The organism is Nonomuraea sp. NPDC005983, from assembly GCF_040614375.1.
Taxonomy (GTDB): Bacteria; Actinomycetota; Actinomycetes; order Streptosporangiales; family Streptosporangiaceae; genus Nonomuraea.
Genome location: NZ_JBEXUP010000183.1, coordinates 1 through 15,347 on the forward strand (window position 1 = coordinate 1; position 15,347 = coordinate 15,347).

Sequence of the window (15,347 nt, forward strand, 5' to 3'; positions counted from 1 at the left end):
CCGCGACCGGGACCGGCAGCGGGGTCTGCTGGGCCGCCGAGAGGATCGCGGGCGGCAGGCCGGAGCCCGCGCCGGCCCCGGCCGCGCGCAGCAGGGCGATCTGCTCACGGAACAGACTGACGATCTCGCTCACATGACTCTCCTCCGCTGGGAGCGGGTGTTGGGGAGGGGGTTGGGCTGCGGGCGCGTGGGGGCCGGCGGCCTGGGGGGACGGCATCGGGAAGGGCGGCAGGGCGTGGACCTTGCGGAGCAGCGGCGAGGGCGGCAGGCTCGTGAGGGCCCGCGCCCCGTCGTCCTCCGGCAGCCTCACCTCGACGCCGAGCACCGCGAGCTGCCCCAGCCCCGACAGGAAGCTCCGCCCGCCGTCGGGCGTGTCACCCGACAGGGCGACGTAGTGGCAGCCCTGCTGCTCGCCGAGCGTCCGCTTGACCATCGACAGCAGCGAGCGTCCGCCGCTCACCTGGACGAAGACCCGCGCGCCCAGCTCGTGGGCCGCCTGCGTGGCGTCGGCGAAGCGCACCGGCGAGGACGCGTGCCCCTCCCACAGCTTCCGCAGCTCGGCGGGCTCTTCGGCCTGCCGGCCGCTGACGCAGGACACGTACGCCGCGGCCGAGGGGCGGCCGATCTCGCGGAGGTCCAGATCCTTGCGGATGTCTCCGCGGACTCCTTCCAGCAGGGGGGTATGGAAGGCGTTGGACACCGCCAGCGGCCTGGCGCTGATCCGCGCCGCGGCGCAGCGCTCGGCGAGCACGGCCAGCCCCTCGGGTTCTCCGGCGACGACCGTCTGCCGGGGGGTGTTGTAGCAGGCGGGCCAGACGCCCGCGATCCCCTCCGAGAGCTCGGCCACCTTGTCGGCGGCGGCCTGGACGACCAGCATCCCGCCGCCTTCGCCGTTCTCCGCCCGCCGCATGACGGCGCCGCGCCCGGACATCACACGGACGACCTCGGCGTCGTCCATCACCGCGGCGACGGCGGCGGCGGGGAACTCGCCGACGCTGTGCCCGAGGGAGACGGAGGGCGTCACCCCGCAGGAGATCGCGAGCCGGGCGGCGGCGAGGCCGAGCACGCCGAGCAGCGGCTGGCACACGTCGGTGCCCCTGATCCGGTCGCGGCCCGCGTCGGTGTCGGCGTCCTTGCCGTATACGTTTTCCAGGACGTCGACGCCGAAGCCCTCGTGGGCGACCGCGGCCAGGGCGTCGGCCGTGGCACGGAAGCCGCCGAAGCGCTCGTACAGGTCGCCCAGCAGGTGGGGGCGCTGGCTGCCCTGGCCGGGGAAGAGAAGGGCGGTGGCGCGCCGGCCCGCGTCGAGGGGGGCGGCCGCCGCGTACATGCCGTCGCCGAGCGCGCCCGTCCTGCCTTCGCGCAGCGCCGCGGCGGCCGTGCGCAGCAGCGCGGCGAGCTCGTCGTGGCCGGACGCGACGACCGCGAGCCGCGCCTTGAGCAGCTCGCGCTGGGCGAGCGTGGCGGCGACCGACGCCAGCGGCAGCTCGGGGTGGGCGGCGAGGTGCTGGACGAACCCGTCGAGGTAGCCGGCCAGCAGCTCCACCGTCGCGCCGGAGAACAGGAACAGCTCGGCGTGGGGCGGCTGCGCCGGCACGGGCTCGGGGGCGGCCGGGGCCTCCTCCAGCACCACGTGCACGTTCGTGCCGCCGAACGCGAAGGAGTTGATCCCGGCGCGGCGGGCGGCGGCCTCGTCACGCGGCCAGGGGACGTTGGTGCCGGGGATGCGCAGCGCGGCGATCGCCGGGTCGGCCTCGGGGCCGGGGACGGTCTCGGGCTGGGCGGGGATCACGCCGTGGTGCAGCGCGAGCGCGGTCTTGATCAGCGACGCCATGCCGGACGCGGTCAGCGAGTGGCCGATCAGCGCCTTGACCGAGCCGAGGTAGGCCGTCTCCGGCTCCCGTCCGGACTCGTAGCGGACGTGCTGGAGGGACTCCAGCTCGACCCGGTCCCCGACCGTGGTGGCGGTCCCGTGCGCCTCGACGAAGCCGACAGAGCCCGGCTCGACCCCGGCGTCGGCGTAGGCGCGGCGCAGCGAGAGCCGCTGGCCCTGCGAGCGCGGTGTCATCGGCCCGTCGGTGGTGCCGTCGTTGGAGCAGCCGATGCCCCGGATGACCGCGTAGACGCGGTCGCCCGCGGCCACCGCGGCCTCCAGCGGGCGCAGCACCACGACGCCGACCCCCTCGCCGAGGACGAACCCGTCGGCCCGGTGGTCGAACGGCCTGCACACGCCCTCGCGGGAGACCGCGCCCACCTTGGAGAAGCCGATGAGGCTGTGCGGGATGAGGTTGACGTAGGCCCCGCCGACGAGCGCCTCCGTGCACACGCCCGACCGCAGCGCCACCACGGCCTCGTGCAGCGCGACGAGCCCGGAGGAGCAGGAGGAGTCGACCGTGAAGCTGGGCCCGGCGAGATCGTAGAACTGGCTGACGTTGGTGGCCGCCATGTTGAGCTGCTCGCCGGGGATCGACCAGGGCTCCATGTCCATCGGGTTGGGGGTGAGGTACATGAAGTCGGCGGTGCTCATCGCGAAGTAGACGCCGGTGTTCTCCCGGTCGAAGGGGCGCCGCTCCCAGCCCGCGTCCTGGATGGCGTCGCGGGTGACGTCCAGGATCAGCCGCTGCTGCGGGTCCATCGTGCGGACCCGCCGCGGCGGCATCCGGAAGTAGGAGGCGTCGAAGCGGTCGATGCCCGTCAGGTAGGAGACCTGGTCGGTGTACGCCTTACGGGGCGCCCTGCCCTCGGCCGGGTCGTGGAAGGCGCCGTGGTCCCAGCGCTCCGCCGGCACGGAATGGAAACGACGTTCGCCGCCGAGCAGGAGCCGGAGATATTCTTGGATATTTCCTGCGCCGGGGAAACGGCATCCCATTCCGACTATCGCGATATCACGCATGGTGTCCCTACTTCGCGTCGCCGTGTCGCAGAATTTGTCATCGCTTTCTGCGGCTTTCCGCAGCTTCCTGGAACTTGCTGAATGCAGCATCGCACCGGCACCGCCGTTTTCCACCGAGGGGATTACCGAAGTACTTCGGCCTTCGGTGCGGCGGCCGGCTGCGCGTCCTGGACGGCCCGCCTGGACAGCAGGGCGACGACGAGCGCGAGCGCTCCCGCCGCCACGGTGACCAGGAAGGCCTCCTGGGCGCCGACGGTCTCGGTCACCTGGCCGGCGAGCTGCACGCCGGTGGCCAGGCCGACCACCAGCGCGCTCTGCACCCATCCGAACGCCTCGCTGCTCCGCCGGCCCGGCACCGCGGTCTCGACGATCTCGTAGACGACGATCAGCGTCGGCGCCATGGCCGATCCGGCGACGAACGAGCAGACGGCCATCACAGGTGCGCCGCCGACCAGGGGGAGTGGCACCAGGCCGACGGCCAGGCAGACGGCGAAGGCCAGGAAGCGCTGGGGCAGCGGGGTACGCCACTGGCGCGAGCCGTACCACAGGCCGGTGAGCAGGCTGCCGACCGACATCGCCGCGACGAGCGGGCCCGCGAGCACCGTGTCGCCCAGGTGCTCGGCGAAGCCGACCATGGAGATCTCGGTCGAGCCGAGGACGACGCCGAGTGCCAGGGCGAACACCAGCGTCAGCCGCAGCACGGGGATTCTGAGCAGCGAGGGGCCGGCTTGGCGGCCCGGCACGGGCGGCGGTTCCGTGCGCCGCATGGCCGCGAACGCCAGGCCGCCGATCGCCGTCAGCACCAGGCCGGCGAGGAAGCCCGCGGCCGGGTTCACCGCGGTGGCGAGCGTGGTGGCGACCACGGGGCCGATGATGTAGACGACCTCGTCGATCGCGCTCTCGATCGACAGGGCGGCCTTGAGCAGGGGCGTTCCCCCGACCCTGGCGGCCCAGCGGGCCCGGACCATCGGCCCGAGCGGCGGGAAGGCCACGCCCGCGCACACGGCGGACGGGAACAGCAGCCACGGCGCGTCCAGCGCGACACCGGCCATGATGCCGACCAGCCCGAGCACGTGGAGCAGCACGACGGGCCTGAGCACCCGGCCCTGCCCGTAACGGTCGCCGAGCCTGCCGACCCTGGGGGCGGCGAACGCCTGGGAGAGGAGGATGGTGGCGCCGACGGCGCCGGCGAGGGCGTAGGAACCCGTGGCCGAGGTGACCAGCAGGATCGTGGCGATGCCGAGCATCGACATCTGGAGCCGCCCGACGAACCCGGCCAGGACGAACCAGCGGGCCTCGGGCGGGGCGAGTAGCGCCTTGAAATCGTTGTCTGCCACCCGTCAACAGTGCACGCGGGCGGCGCCGGTATTAAGACCGTGGCAAATGACTTCGGTAATCTCCTCGGTTCCGCGGGCGGCCCTGCGTGCGATTGTTGCGTCGGCGGGCGTGGCCCACCGCTCCAGACGTACGGAGAAAGAGGATGCAATGGCCAACGAGCTGAGCGACTATTACGACGTCGTCATCATGGGTGGCGGCCCGGCAGGTTCGACATTGGCCGCGCAATTGGCGCGGACCTCGAATCTGAGTGTCGCCGTTTTCGACAAGGCGAAATTCCCGCGCGAGCACATCGGTGAGTCGCTCGCGCACCCCACGACGCCCGCCCTCGAGGAGATCGGCGCGCTGGACAAGATGATGTCCAGCGAGTTCAAGGTCAAGAAGTTCGGCGGCATCTTCAAGTGGGACGGTACGCCCAGCGTCGGCTTCTTCGACCACGAGTCCTACCAGGCCGACGGCGTCCAGCGGTGGGCTGCGCACGTCAACCGGTCCGAGTTCGACCACCTGCTGCTCCAGCACGCCGCCGAGTGCGGCGCCCAGGTGTTCGAGGAGTACACGATCTCGGCCTTCGACCGGCTCGCCGACGACTGCGAGGTCACCTTCAACGACGGCCGCAAGATCCGCTGCGGCTACTTCGTCGACGCCTCCGGCCGGCGCAACAGCATCGCTTCCAAGAAGAAGCGCAGCTACCTGTCGGGGTACAAGAACATCGCGATCTGGATGCACTACACCGGCGCCACGCACGCGTACGAGATGCAGGAGGACTGGAACATCTTCCACGAGAAGAGCCAGTCGCCGATCGCCTGCTCGGCCTTCTCCGACGGCTGGTGCTGGTACATCCCGGTTCCGAAGGTCATCAACGGCGAGCGTGTGATGACGCACTCCGTCGGCATCGTGACCATCCCGGCGATCCTCAAGGAGCCCGGTAAGGACTTCACCGAGCTCGACCAGTTCACCAACGCGATCAAGGACATTCCGATGATCGGCGAGCTGGTCAAGAACGGCACGCCGATCTCCGACAAGATGCAGACCGCCACGAACTACTCCATGATCAACGACCAGTTCGCCAACTTCGACGAGCGCTGGATCCTGGTCGGCGACGCCGCCTACTTCGTGGACCCGCTGTTCTCCTCGGGCGTGGCCTTCGCCATGCACCACGGGCTGTCGGCGGCGACCGTGCTCAAGGCGACCTTCGACGAGAGCATCGACGAGCAGCACAAGCGCGACCTGTGGCACGACTACGACATGGAGTGGCACGGCATCGCCGAGTCCTTCTCGCTCTCGATCGACCAGTGGTACCACGCCATCGGCAAGAGCAACCCCGACAGCATCTACTGGCGCACCCGCGGCCAGGACGTGACCACGGGCATCCGCGAGCAGACCTTCCAGATCCTGCTCAGCACGACGATGGAGCCCGACCTGCTGCGGGTCCTCACCGACGCCGACGGCACGCAGGCCGACCTGGACGCGGACGGCCCGTACATGAAGGCGTACGGCATGGCCGACCCCGGGAAGATCGGCGACGACGACCACGTCAGCCTCACCCCCGGCGCCACGATCAGGAAGAGCCTGGGCCTGGACATCCCCGGCTTCAAGGGCTTCGCCCCGCCGCCGCCGTTCCAGCTGTCGTCCGAGGAGCAGGCCGCCCTCACCAAGTACTGGGAGGACCCGGTCGCCAACGGCGACGCGGTGATCTCGCCCCTGTCGCAGCCGCTGCCGTGCCACCGCTACTCGGTGGAGGGCTCCGCCTCGGGCGTCGAGGTGCGCAGCTTCGACGAGGTCGACGGCGGCAAGGTCGTCTGGGACTGCCTCCAGCAGGGCGGGATGCGCTTCGGCGACCTCCGCGAGACCCTCAACGAGCTGCAGCTCCACCTGGTCAAGCTGCTCTGGCGGACGGGCGTGGTCACAGTCACGCCCGCCGAGAGCTGAGAGCGGGCCGAGATGGGGCTGCTCACAGGAAAGAACCTGCTCATCACCGGTGTCCTGACCGACGCCTCCATCGCCTTCCACGTGGCCAGGGTCGCGCAGGAGGAGGGGGCCAAGGTCGTCCTGACCGGCTTCGGCAGGATGAGCCTGGTCCAGCGCACCGCGCGGCGGCTGCCCGACCCGGCCACGCCCGTGATCGAGCTGGACCTGACCGACGAGGGCCAGCTCGCCACCCTGGGCGAGCGGGTCACCGAGCACGTGGACCGCCTCGACGGGGTGCTGCACGCGGTGGCGTTCGCCCCCGAGTCGGCGCTCGGCGGCAACTTCCTGGACACGCCGTGGCCGGACGTCTCGACGGCGTTCCACGTCTCCACCTACTCGCTCAAGGCGCTGAGCGTGGCCTGCGCGCCGCTGATGCCGCACGGCGGCTCCGTGGTGGGCCTGGACTTCGACGCCACCGTCTCCTGGGCGAACTACGACTGGATGGGCGTGGCGAAGGCCGGGCTGGAGTCCTGCTCCCGCTACCTGGCCCGCTACCTCGGGCCGCGCGGCATCCGGGTCAACCTCGTCGCCGCCGGCCCGTTGCGGACGGTCGCGGCCCGAGGCATCCCCGGCTTCGCCGGCGTCGAGGCCGGCTGGGACGCCAGGTCGGCGCTCGGCTGGAAGGCCGACGACTGCGAGCCGGTGGCCAGGGCCTGCACGGCTCTGCTGTCCGACTGGTTCCCGGCCACAACCGGAGAGGTGATCCACGTGGATGGAGGCTTCCATGCGATGGGCGACTGAGAAACGCGCCGTGTTCAGGATCGGCGCGGCGGCCGGGATCGCCGGCGTCGTACTGGCCGTCATGGGCGCCATGGCCGTGCTGGTGGGCATCCAGGACCCGTTCGCCGACGTGGCCGCGTCCGACTACATGACGGGCATCGCCTCGGCGCCCGCGCTGTGGGCGCTGCTGCACTTCGCGGTCGCCGTGGGCACCTCGCTGCGGCTCGCCGGGCTGCTGACGGTCGGCGAGACCTTCTCCGGCACGCCGGCCAGGCCGCTGGCGCTGATCGGCAACGGGCTCTCCATCGTCGGCGTCGCCCTGCTGATCGTCACGTACTCGCGTGACGGCTACGTCCACACCTTCCTGACCCGCGTGTGGCAGGAGGCAGGGGACGGCAAGGGCGTCCAGGAGGCGATCTTCAGCGCGAGCTCCAGGGCCGCGTACTCCACCGAGATCACCGGCGTCCTGCTGGTGGCCGGCCTCGCGCCGCTGGCCTACGGCGCCGCCATGCTGGTGAGCAGGCTGTACACGCGGTGGATCGGCTGGCTCGGCGTCGTCGGCGGCGCGGGCGCGGTGCTGACCGCCGGATACCTGTACGCGACCGGCCTGACCGACCTCGGCTACGGCGTGCTCTACCCGCTGTTCGCCATGCTGTTCCCCACGGTCTGGCTGATCTCCGCGTGCGTCCAGATCTGGCGCGCCCCCGCGCTGCCCGACCTCGCCGCGCACGCCCTGGAAAGCGAAGGGCAGCGTTCATGACCCTGCTCGACGACACCCGTGGCTCCAGCCTGCTCTCCACCGTCGTGGAGCAGGCTGGGGACGCGGACCCCAGAGACCCCTTCCTGAGACTCGCCTCGTTCTTCGACCCCGGGACGCTGACGCTCCTGGCCCCCGCCGACCGCAGCGGCGTCCTCGCCGGCATCGGCAAGGCCATGGGAGTCACGGCGGTGGCGTTCGCCAGCGACCCGCGCGTGCAGGGCGGCGCCATGGGCACCGAGGGCTGCGAGCACATCGTGCACGCCTACGACCTCGCCGTGCGCAGGGGCCTGCCGATCGTGGGCCTGTGGCACTCGGGCGGCGCCAGGCTGGCCGAGGGCGTGGGCTCGCTGCACGCGGTGGGCACGGTCTTCGCCGCCATGACCCGCGCGTCCGGGGTCGTGCCGCAGCTGTCGGTCGTGTTCGGCCCCGCCGCCGGCGGCGCCGCCTACGGGCCCGCGCTGACCGACCTGGTCATCATGTCCGACCAGGGCCGCATCTTCGTCACCGGGCCCGACGTGGTCCGCAGCGTCACCGGCGAGGACGTCGACATGGCCACCCTGGGCGGCCCCGACACGCACGCCCGCAAGAGCGGCGTGGTGCACATCGCCACCAAGACGGACGCCGAGGCGTTCGAGCGGGCCAGGGCCATCACCGCCCTGCTCGGCGACCAGGGCGGCCCGCTCGGCGAGGTCGCCGAGGTGGACTTCTCGGCCCTGCTCCCGGAGAGCTCCAAGCGGGCCTACGCCGTGCAGCCGCTCATCGACGGCCTGCTCGACGGGCCCGGCGTGGAGCTGCACGCCAAGTGGGCGCCGAACATCGTGACCACGCTGGGCCGGCTGGGCGGCCGGACCATCGGGGTGATCGCCAACAACCCAATGCGGCTCGGCGGCTGCCTCAACGCGACCTCCGCCGAGAAGGCCGCCCGCTTCGTCCGCATGTGCGACGCGTTCGGGGTGCCCCTCGTGGTCATCGTGGACGTCCCCGGCTACCTGCCCGGCGTGGGCCAGGAGTGGGACGGCGTCGTACGGCGCGGCGCGAAGCTGCTGCACGCCTTCGCGGAGGCGTCGGTGCCGCGGGTGACGCTGGTGACGCGCAAGGCGTACGGCGGCGCCTACATCGCGATGAACTCCCGCGCCCTCGGCGCGACGCGGGTCTTCGCCTGGCCGACCACCGAGGTCGCTGTGATGGGCGCGGTCGCGGCCGTGCGCGTCCTGCACCGCCGCCGCCTGGCCGCCTGCGCCTCGCCCGAGGAGACGGCGGCCCTGGAGGAAGAGCTGGCCAGGCAGCACGACGAGACCATCGGAGGTCTCGGACGGGCCGTGGAGCTGGGCGTGGTGGACGAGGTGATCGCCACGAACGAGACCCGGGGCGCGATCGCGCGGGCCATCGCCGCCTCCCCGCCCGTGCGGGGCGCGCACGGCAACATCCCTCTCTGATCTGGAGCTTTCAGGCATGGACGACGACGTCTTCGGCGCCCTGGCCGCGTTCATCGAGCAGGGCGACTTCGTCTGCCTCGGGGCTCGTGCCGCGCTGCACAAGAAAGCGATCGTGCACCACCACTACGCGGAGCTGGGCGAGGCCGATTCGGTCCGCGCCCACCACCGCGACGTGCTCGCGTTCCTGGAGACCTTCGAGCCGTCGGCGCGCAGCTTCACCTCGTTCGTCGCCACCTTCGAGGGGCCGCTCGGCCTGTCGGAGCACGAGTACGAGGCCCTGGTGTGGCGCCACCTGCAGGCCATGCACGACGAGGACAGCAAGACCCATCCGTGGAACGACCAGTACAGCTCCGACCCGGCGTCGGCGGACTTCGCCTACTCGGTGGGTTCCCACCCGTTCTTCGTGGTGGGCCTGCACGACGGCGCGTCACGGCCGAGCAGGCGATTCGAGAAACCCACGCTGGTTTTCAACTCGCATATCCAGTTCAACGCCCTGGGGATCAAGTTCTTCAAACTCCGGAGCAAGATCCGGACTCGGGAACGGGCGTTCCACGGGTCGGTGAACCCGAGTTTTGTGACCTACAAGGACGAGGCGCGGCACTACGGCGGCAGATTCACCGAACCCACCTGGGAGTGCCCGTTCAAGCCGACGGGAGAATGAGTTTTGACCGGGAGCAGACACCCGGTGGGCGAGGACCAGCCGATCGTCGGCGGCCTCGCCCGCGCCATGTCCGGGCCCCCTGGCATGCCGGGTGGCCTGGTGATCCGAGACGCCCGTGAGCCTGTCCACTCGCGTGCCCGGATCGGACGGTTTTGCGGGGACTACTCCTTTCGATACCCGGACGAATCCTCCGGCTCGCCCGGGGTGACGTTGGTGAATTTCTGTTGTGACCCCACTGCGAGCTGGCTACCTTCGGGTCTGACCGCGACCGGAGTCGGTCCGAGATTGGGGTTTAGCCCGATGGTCGAATTCAAAGTGCTCGGTCCGCTGGAAATCACCGACGAGACCCGGGTATGGAGACTGACCGCTGCACGGCAACGGCAAATTCTCGGCCTGTTGCTGCTCTCCGCTAATCAGATCGTCGACGTCGATTCGCTGACGGTGGAGCTGTGGGGGGACACCCCGCCGAAGAGCGCGCTGACCACCGTCCAGACCTATATGTACCAGCTGCGCAGGTTCTTCGACCACGAGGCCGAACTCCCCGCCGGCGACGAGATCCTCATCACCAGGCCGCCCGGCTACCTCGTCGAGGTCGCCCCCGAGCAGGTGGACGTGTTCCGCTTCCGCCGGCTCGTCGAGGAAGGCCGCGCCCTCCTCGACGCGGGGAAGGCCGAGGAGGCGTCGCACAGGCTCCGCGCAGCCCTCGACCTCTGGTCCGGGCACCCGCTCACCGACGTCATCCCCGGCCGCGTCCTGGAGGCGTACCTGGCCGACCTGGAGGAGACGCGGCTGCGCGCCCTGGAGATGCGCATCGAGGCCGACCTGGAGATCGGCAGGGGCCGCGACCTCATCGGCGAGCTGAGGTTCCTGGTCGCCACCAACCCGCTCAACGAGTGGTTCCACGGCCGCCTCATGGAGGCGCTGTGCCAGGTGGGCCGGCGCAACGAGGCGCTCGGCGCCTACCAGGAACTGCACGCCGTCCTGGACCGCGAGCTCGGCCTGGAGCCCTCGCGCGAGCTGCGGCAGCTGCAGTACCAGATGCTGCACGCGCAGGGCGCCCGTCCGGGCGTCCGCAGGCGCGGGCGCGGCGTAGCGGCGGCAGCCGGCGCCGCGTGACCCCGGATCTTGACCGGATGAGAAAGGGATAGGACTGTGAAGGCTCTTGTCCTGGTGGGCGGGACGGGCACGCGACCGCGGCCCTTCGGTCACGCCATACAGAGACAGCTCGTGACCGTCGCCAACCGGCCGGTGCTGTTCTTCGGCCTGGAGGCGATCAGGAAGTCGGGCATCTCCGAGATCGCGATCGTCGTCGGGAAGGATGACAGGGCGGTCCGCGACGCCGTCGGCACCGGCGCCGCCTTCGGCCTCGACGTGACCTACATCCGCCAGGACGCCCACCTGGGCCTCGGGCACGGCGTGCTGATCGCCAGGGACTACCTGGACGGTGACGACTTCCTCGTCCTGCAGGACGACAGCGTCATCCTCGACGGCATCCCCCGGCTGGTGGAGGAGTTCCGGCGGAGCGACAGGCCGGAGGCCATGGTCATGGTCGGCGACGTCACCGGCGGGGGCGGCCGCCAGACCGTCGTCACCGTCGACGGACGCGGCCACGTGACCGGGCTGAAGCAGGGGCAGGGGCACCCGTACTTCGACCGCACCCTGGTCGGCGCGTACGTCTTCAACCCCGGAGTGCACCAGGCCATCCTGTCGACCACGCCGGACTGGCGCAGGCAGCGCGAGGTCACCGACGTCATGGCGTGGCTGGTCGCCAACGGCGGCACGGTCCTGGCCTACTCCACCAAGGGCTACTGGAACACCCTCGGCTGCGTCGACAACCTGCTCGACTGCAACCGGGAGGTCCTCTCCCGCCTCGACCCCGTGGTGCTCGGCGACGTGGACGACGCCAGCGAGCTGCTCGGCCCCGTCCTCGTGGACGCGGGCGCGTCCATCAAGGGGTCACGCGTGGTCGGGCCCGCCGTCGTCGGCGTCGGCACCACCGTGACCGACAGCGTGATCGGCCCGCACACCTCGCTCGGCGCCGACTGCGACATCCAGGCCAGCGCCATCGAGCACTCCATCGTGCTGGAGCGGGCCTCGCTGCGCGCGGTGGGCCCCGTCAGGAACTCACTCATCGGCCGTGACGCCCAGGTCTGGGCGGAGCCCGCGGGCTCGCGGCTGATCCTCGGCGACCGCAGCCAGGTGGCCCTGCCGACGGGTGTGGTCCGATGAGCGAGCCGGAGGAGCAGCAGCCTTGGGCCGTGCTGTGGCCGCACGCTGTGCAGAAGGAAGCGCTGGACATGGCCGCGCGGCTCGCCGGGCAGGGGGTGCGCGCGGGTGACCGGGTGCTGCTGACGGGGGAGAACTCCGCGGGGTTCGTCTCGGCCCTGCTGGCCCTGTGCCACCTGGACGTCTCCATCGTCCTGGCCGACCCGCAGCTGACGTCGAGCCAGCTCACCCGGATGATCGACATCGCCGGGGTGCGGTGGGCGGTCGCCGGGGTGACGGCCGACCGCATCCCGCTGCCGGAGCCGTCCGTGCTGGACCTGGACGCCGCCGGGCCGCCGCCGGCCGAGCCGCCCGACGAGGCGATCTCGCTCGACCGCTGGGAGGCCAGGAAGGACGCCGTCGTCATGTGGTCCTCGGGCACCACCGGCGAACCCAAGGCGGTCGTGAAGTCCGGCCACGCCGTGCTGGAGAACTCCCGCGTCACCGGCACGTACATGGGCTACCGGCCCGACGACGTGCTCGCCCCCCTGCTGCCCTTCTCCCACCAGTACGGCATGTCGCTGCTGCTCATCTGGTGGCTGACCGGCTGCGGCCTGCTCGTCGCCCCCTACCGCAGGCTGGAGCCGGCGTTGGCGGCGGTGGCGGGGGCGGGCGCCACGGTCGTCGACGGCACGCCGCCGACCTACCACGGCATGCTCACCCTGGCCGCCCGCACGCCCGCCCTCCTGGAGAGCCTCCGCGAGGTGCGCATGTGGTGCGTCGGCGGCGCGCCGCTGAACCGGCCGCTGGCCGAGCGCTTCCACCAGGCGACCGGGCACCCCCTGCTCGACGGCTACGGCATGACCGAGACGGGCAACATCGCGCTCACGCTCCCCGACCTGACCGAGGGCTGCGGCAACCCGCTGCCGGGCGTGGACGTACGCGTCGTGGACGAGGACGGCACGCACGTGCCCGCGGGCTCGCCCGGCGAGATCGAGGTGCGCACCGCGGGACGGCTTGAAGGCTACCTCCGCCCCGACGGCGGCCTCACCCCGTTCCAGAGCCCCTGGTTCAGGACCCGCGACCTCGGCCGGCTGGACGAGGCGGGCGTGCTCCACGTCTTCGGCCGGATGAACGCGGTACACCGGCTGGGCCACACGCTCTACCCTGAGTACCTCGAACGCAGGGCAGAGGAGTGCGGCGCGCCCGTCAAGGTCATCGCGCTGGACGACGACAGGTCAGGAGCGGTGCTGGTCTTCTTCGTGCAGGACACCGTCCATGACGAACGGGTCTGGCGCAGCAGGTTCCGTGAGTCGCTGGCCTCCTACGAACGGCCCAACGCCGTGATGACCGTCGCCGAGTTCCCCGTCAACCGCAACGGCAAGGTCGACACGGCCGCGCTCAGGGAGCAGGCGGCCGCGATCCTCAAGAACCGCACGCGTTCCCGTGACGACGGATCGAGGGCAGGCTGAGCATGAACGTCGAGATACTGGCGCGGTTACAGTTCGCGATCACCGTGGGGTTCCACTGGCTGTTCGTGCTGCTGACGCTCGGGCTGGCCCCGATCATCGCGTACATGCAGGCGCGCCACGTCATCGGCGGCAACCCCAGGTTCGAGCGCATGACCAGGTTCTGGGGCCAGATCTACGTGGTGAACTACGCGCTCGGCATCGCCACCGGGCTGGTCATGGAGTTCCAGTTCGGGCTGTCGTGGAGCGGCCTGTCGGCGTTCTCCGGCAACGTCTTCGGCGCGCCGCTGGCGATGGAGACCCTCATCGCCTTCTTCACCGAGTCCACCCTCCTCGGAATGTGGATCTTCGGGTGGGGGCGGCTGCCCAAGGTGCTCCACATGCTGCTGTTCTGGCTGGTCACCGCGACCGCCTACGCATCCACGTACTTCGTGCTGGTGGCGAACGGGTTCATGCACCACCCGGTGGGCCATCAGGTCAGAGACGGCGTGGCGTACCTGACCGACGTCGCGGCGCTGCTCACCAACTCCAACGCCGTCAACGCCATGTGGCACATCATCGCGGCGGCGCTGGTCGCCGGAGGGGGCTTCGTCGCCGGGGTCAGCGCCTACCAGTTCTTCAGGCGCACCAAGGAGGTGCCGTTCTTCCTCAGCTCGGCACGCGCGGGGCTGGCCGTCGCGGTGCCGTTCGGCATCGTCAACGCGGAGTCCGGGTTCCGGCAGATCCCCGCGCTGCACGTGGCCCAGCCGATGAAGATGGCGGTGCTGCACGACGTCCTGCTCCCCGAAGACCGCGGGCCCTACACCGTGGACCAGGTGCAGGCGATGATGGCCGCGCGGCTCGGGCCCGGCGACTACGCCCCGCCCGGCTGGATCGCCAACGCCTACGACATCATGATGACCTCGGCCTTCTTCATCGTGGTCTTCTCGCTGCTCGGCGCGGCGTTCCTGATCCGCGACGTGCTCGCCCGCTCGCGCGGCGCGGCGCTGGTCGTGATGGCCATCGTGCCGATCCCGTTCGTCGCGTCCACCCTGGGCTGGCTCGTCCGCGAGGTGGGCAGGCAGCCGTGGGCCGTCTACGGCGAGCTGCTCACCTCCCAGGCCCGCTCGCCCGTGGGAGCCGGCACCATGCTGGTCTCCCTCATCGGCTTCACCGTGCTGCTGTCCGCCCTGGCCGTCACCAACTGGTGTCTCATCGCGCGGTACGCCCACCGCGGGCCGCGTGACACCGATCTCGGGTCGCCCGCGGGGCCGCCGAGCCCGGAACCCGCCATGGCCCTCCACCTCTAGGGACGACGACTCATGAGCCTGGAAACGATCTGGCTGTTGCTGCTGGGGCTGCTGCTCGTCGGCTACTTCGTCCTCGGTGGCTACGACTACGGCGTGCAGATGCTGCAGCGTGTGCTCGCCCGCGGCGAGTCCGAGCGGCGGCTCGCGCTCAACTCCTTCGGGCCGTTCTTCCTCGGCAACGAGGTGTGGCTGGTGGCCTCCGCCGGCGTGCTCATCGGCGCCTTCCCCAAGCTGGAGGGCGCGCTGTTCACCGGGATGTACGCGCCGATCGCGGTCATCGTCGGCGCGGTGGTCCTCGGCACCGTCTCCGTCCAGTTGCGCAGCAGGCACGGCAGCCGCGCGGCGCGGGCGGTCTGGGACACGCTGGCCCTGGTCGGCGGGGTGGTGGCCGCCGCGGGCTGGGGGATCGTGCTCGGCCTGCTGCTGCACGGGCTGCCGATGACCGCGCGGGGCACCTTCACCGTCGGCGCCGCCGAGCTCCTCGACCCGTTCGTGCTGCTGTGCGCGGCGACGACGCTCACGCTGTTCGCCGGGCACGGCGCGGCCTTCCTCGCCATGCGGACCCGTGACGCGCTGCGCGAGCGCGCGACCCGCACCGGGCGCTCGCTGCT

At 71.2% G+C, this 15,347-nt stretch carries 12 protein-coding genes; 10 read left to right on the forward strand and 2 right to left on the reverse strand.

What is annotated here, in order from left to right; translation table 11 throughout:
- Both ABZ297_RS42235 and ABZ297_RS42240 read right to left on the reverse strand, forming a co-directional pair.
- Positions 1-2,983: type I polyketide synthase (locus ABZ297_RS42235; RefSeq protein ID WP_355358636.1), on the reverse strand; the 2,983-nt coding region annotated here is incomplete at its 3' end.
- Positions 2,984-3,015: 32 nt separating this feature from the next.
- Positions 3,016-4,230 carry an MFS transporter gene (locus ABZ297_RS42240; protein ID WP_355358639.1) on the reverse strand — a complete coding sequence of 405 codons (1,215 nt, stop codon included), beginning with the start codon at positions 4,228-4,230 and terminating at the stop codon, positions 3,016-3,018.
- Positions 4,231-4,378: 148 nt separating this feature from the next.
- Here ABZ297_RS42240 and ABZ297_RS42245 point away from each other — a divergent pair, with 148 nt between their 5' ends.
- The 10 genes from ABZ297_RS42245 to cydB form a co-directional block, all read left to right on the forward strand.
- Complete coding sequence (locus ABZ297_RS42245; protein ID WP_355358642.1) at positions 4,379-6,157, forward strand: NAD(P)/FAD-dependent oxidoreductase; 1,779 nt, start codon at positions 4,379-4,381, stop codon at positions 6,155-6,157.
- A 12-nt stretch (positions 6,158-6,169) separates the two neighbouring features.
- Positions 6,170-6,937: an enoyl-ACP reductase FabI gene (fabI, locus tag ABZ297_RS42250; protein ID WP_355358645.1), complete on the forward strand. Its 768-nt coding sequence runs from the start codon at positions 6,170-6,172 to the stop codon at positions 6,935-6,937.
- Complete coding sequence (locus tag ABZ297_RS42255; RefSeq protein WP_355358648.1) at positions 6,921-7,676, forward strand: hypothetical protein; 756 nt, start codon at positions 6,921-6,923, stop codon at positions 7,674-7,676. Before fabI ends, ABZ297_RS42255 begins: the two co-directional genes overlap by 17 nt.
- Positions 7,673-9,112 carry a carboxyl transferase domain-containing protein gene (locus ABZ297_RS42260; RefSeq protein ID WP_355358651.1) on the forward strand — a complete coding sequence of 480 codons (1,440 nt, stop codon included), beginning with the start codon at positions 7,673-7,675 and terminating at the stop codon, positions 9,110-9,112. The genes ABZ297_RS42255 and ABZ297_RS42260 overlap by 4 nt, the downstream gene beginning before the upstream one ends.
- A gap of 16 nt (positions 9,113-9,128) precedes the next feature.
- Positions 9,129-9,773, forward strand: coding sequence for a guanitoxin biosynthesis heme-dependent pre-guanitoxin N-hydroxylase GntA (gene gntA / locus ABZ297_RS42265; RefSeq protein ID WP_355358654.1), 645 nt, complete (start codon positions 9,129-9,131; stop codon positions 9,771-9,773).
- 300 nt (positions 9,774-10,073) lie between these two features.
- On the forward strand, positions 10,074-10,889 hold the full coding sequence (locus ABZ297_RS42270; protein WP_355358657.1) for an AfsR/SARP family transcriptional regulator: 816 nt from the start codon (positions 10,074-10,076) through the stop codon (positions 10,887-10,889).
- Positions 10,890-10,925: 36 nt separating this feature from the next.
- Entirely contained in the window at positions 10,926-12,002 is a 1,077-nt protein-coding gene (locus tag ABZ297_RS42275) for a sugar phosphate nucleotidyltransferase (RefSeq protein WP_355358660.1), read from the forward strand.
- On the forward strand, positions 11,999-13,450 hold the full coding sequence (locus tag ABZ297_RS42280) for a class I adenylate-forming enzyme family protein (protein ID WP_355358663.1): 1,452 nt from the start codon (positions 11,999-12,001) through the stop codon (positions 13,448-13,450). Before ABZ297_RS42275 ends, ABZ297_RS42280 begins: the two co-directional genes overlap by 4 nt.
- Positions 13,451-13,452: 2 nt before the next feature.
- Positions 13,453-14,736 carry a cytochrome ubiquinol oxidase subunit I gene (locus ABZ297_RS42285; RefSeq protein ID WP_355358666.1) on the forward strand — a complete coding sequence of 428 codons (1,284 nt, stop codon included), beginning with the start codon at positions 13,453-13,455 and terminating at the stop codon, positions 14,734-14,736.
- 12 nt (positions 14,737-14,748) lie between these two features.
- Positions 14,749-15,347 (forward strand): cytochrome d ubiquinol oxidase subunit II (gene cydB, locus ABZ297_RS42290; RefSeq protein ID WP_355358669.1); only part of this gene is annotated, 599 nt, incomplete at its 3' end.

Excerpts from the sequence above, each read along its gene's own strand:
- ABZ297_RS42245 (WP_355358642.1), top strand. The coding sequence starts at position 4,379 with ATGGCCAACGAGCTGAGCGACTATTACGACGTCGTCATCATGGGTGGC.
- fabI (WP_355358645.1), top strand. The coding sequence starts at position 6,170 with ATGGGGCTGCTCACAGGAAAGAACCTGCTCATCACCGGTGTCCTGACC.
- ABZ297_RS42255 (WP_355358648.1), top strand. The coding sequence starts at position 6,921 with ATGCGATGGGCGACTGAGAAACGCGCCGTGTTCAGGATCGGCGCGGCG.
- ABZ297_RS42260 (WP_355358651.1), top strand. The coding sequence starts at position 7,673 with ATGACCCTGCTCGACGACACCCGTGGCTCCAGCCTGCTCTCCACCGTC.
- gntA (WP_355358654.1), top strand. The coding sequence starts at position 9,129 with ATGGACGACGACGTCTTCGGCGCCCTGGCCGCGTTCATCGAGCAGGGC.
- ABZ297_RS42270 (WP_355358657.1), top strand. The coding sequence starts at position 10,074 with ATGGTCGAATTCAAAGTGCTCGGTCCGCTGGAAATCACCGACGAGACC.
- ABZ297_RS42280 (WP_355358663.1), top strand. The coding sequence starts at position 11,999 with ATGAGCGAGCCGGAGGAGCAGCAGCCTTGGGCCGTGCTGTGGCCGCAC.
- ABZ297_RS42285 (WP_355358666.1), top strand. The coding sequence starts at position 13,453 with ATGAACGTCGAGATACTGGCGCGGTTACAGTTCGCGATCACCGTGGGG.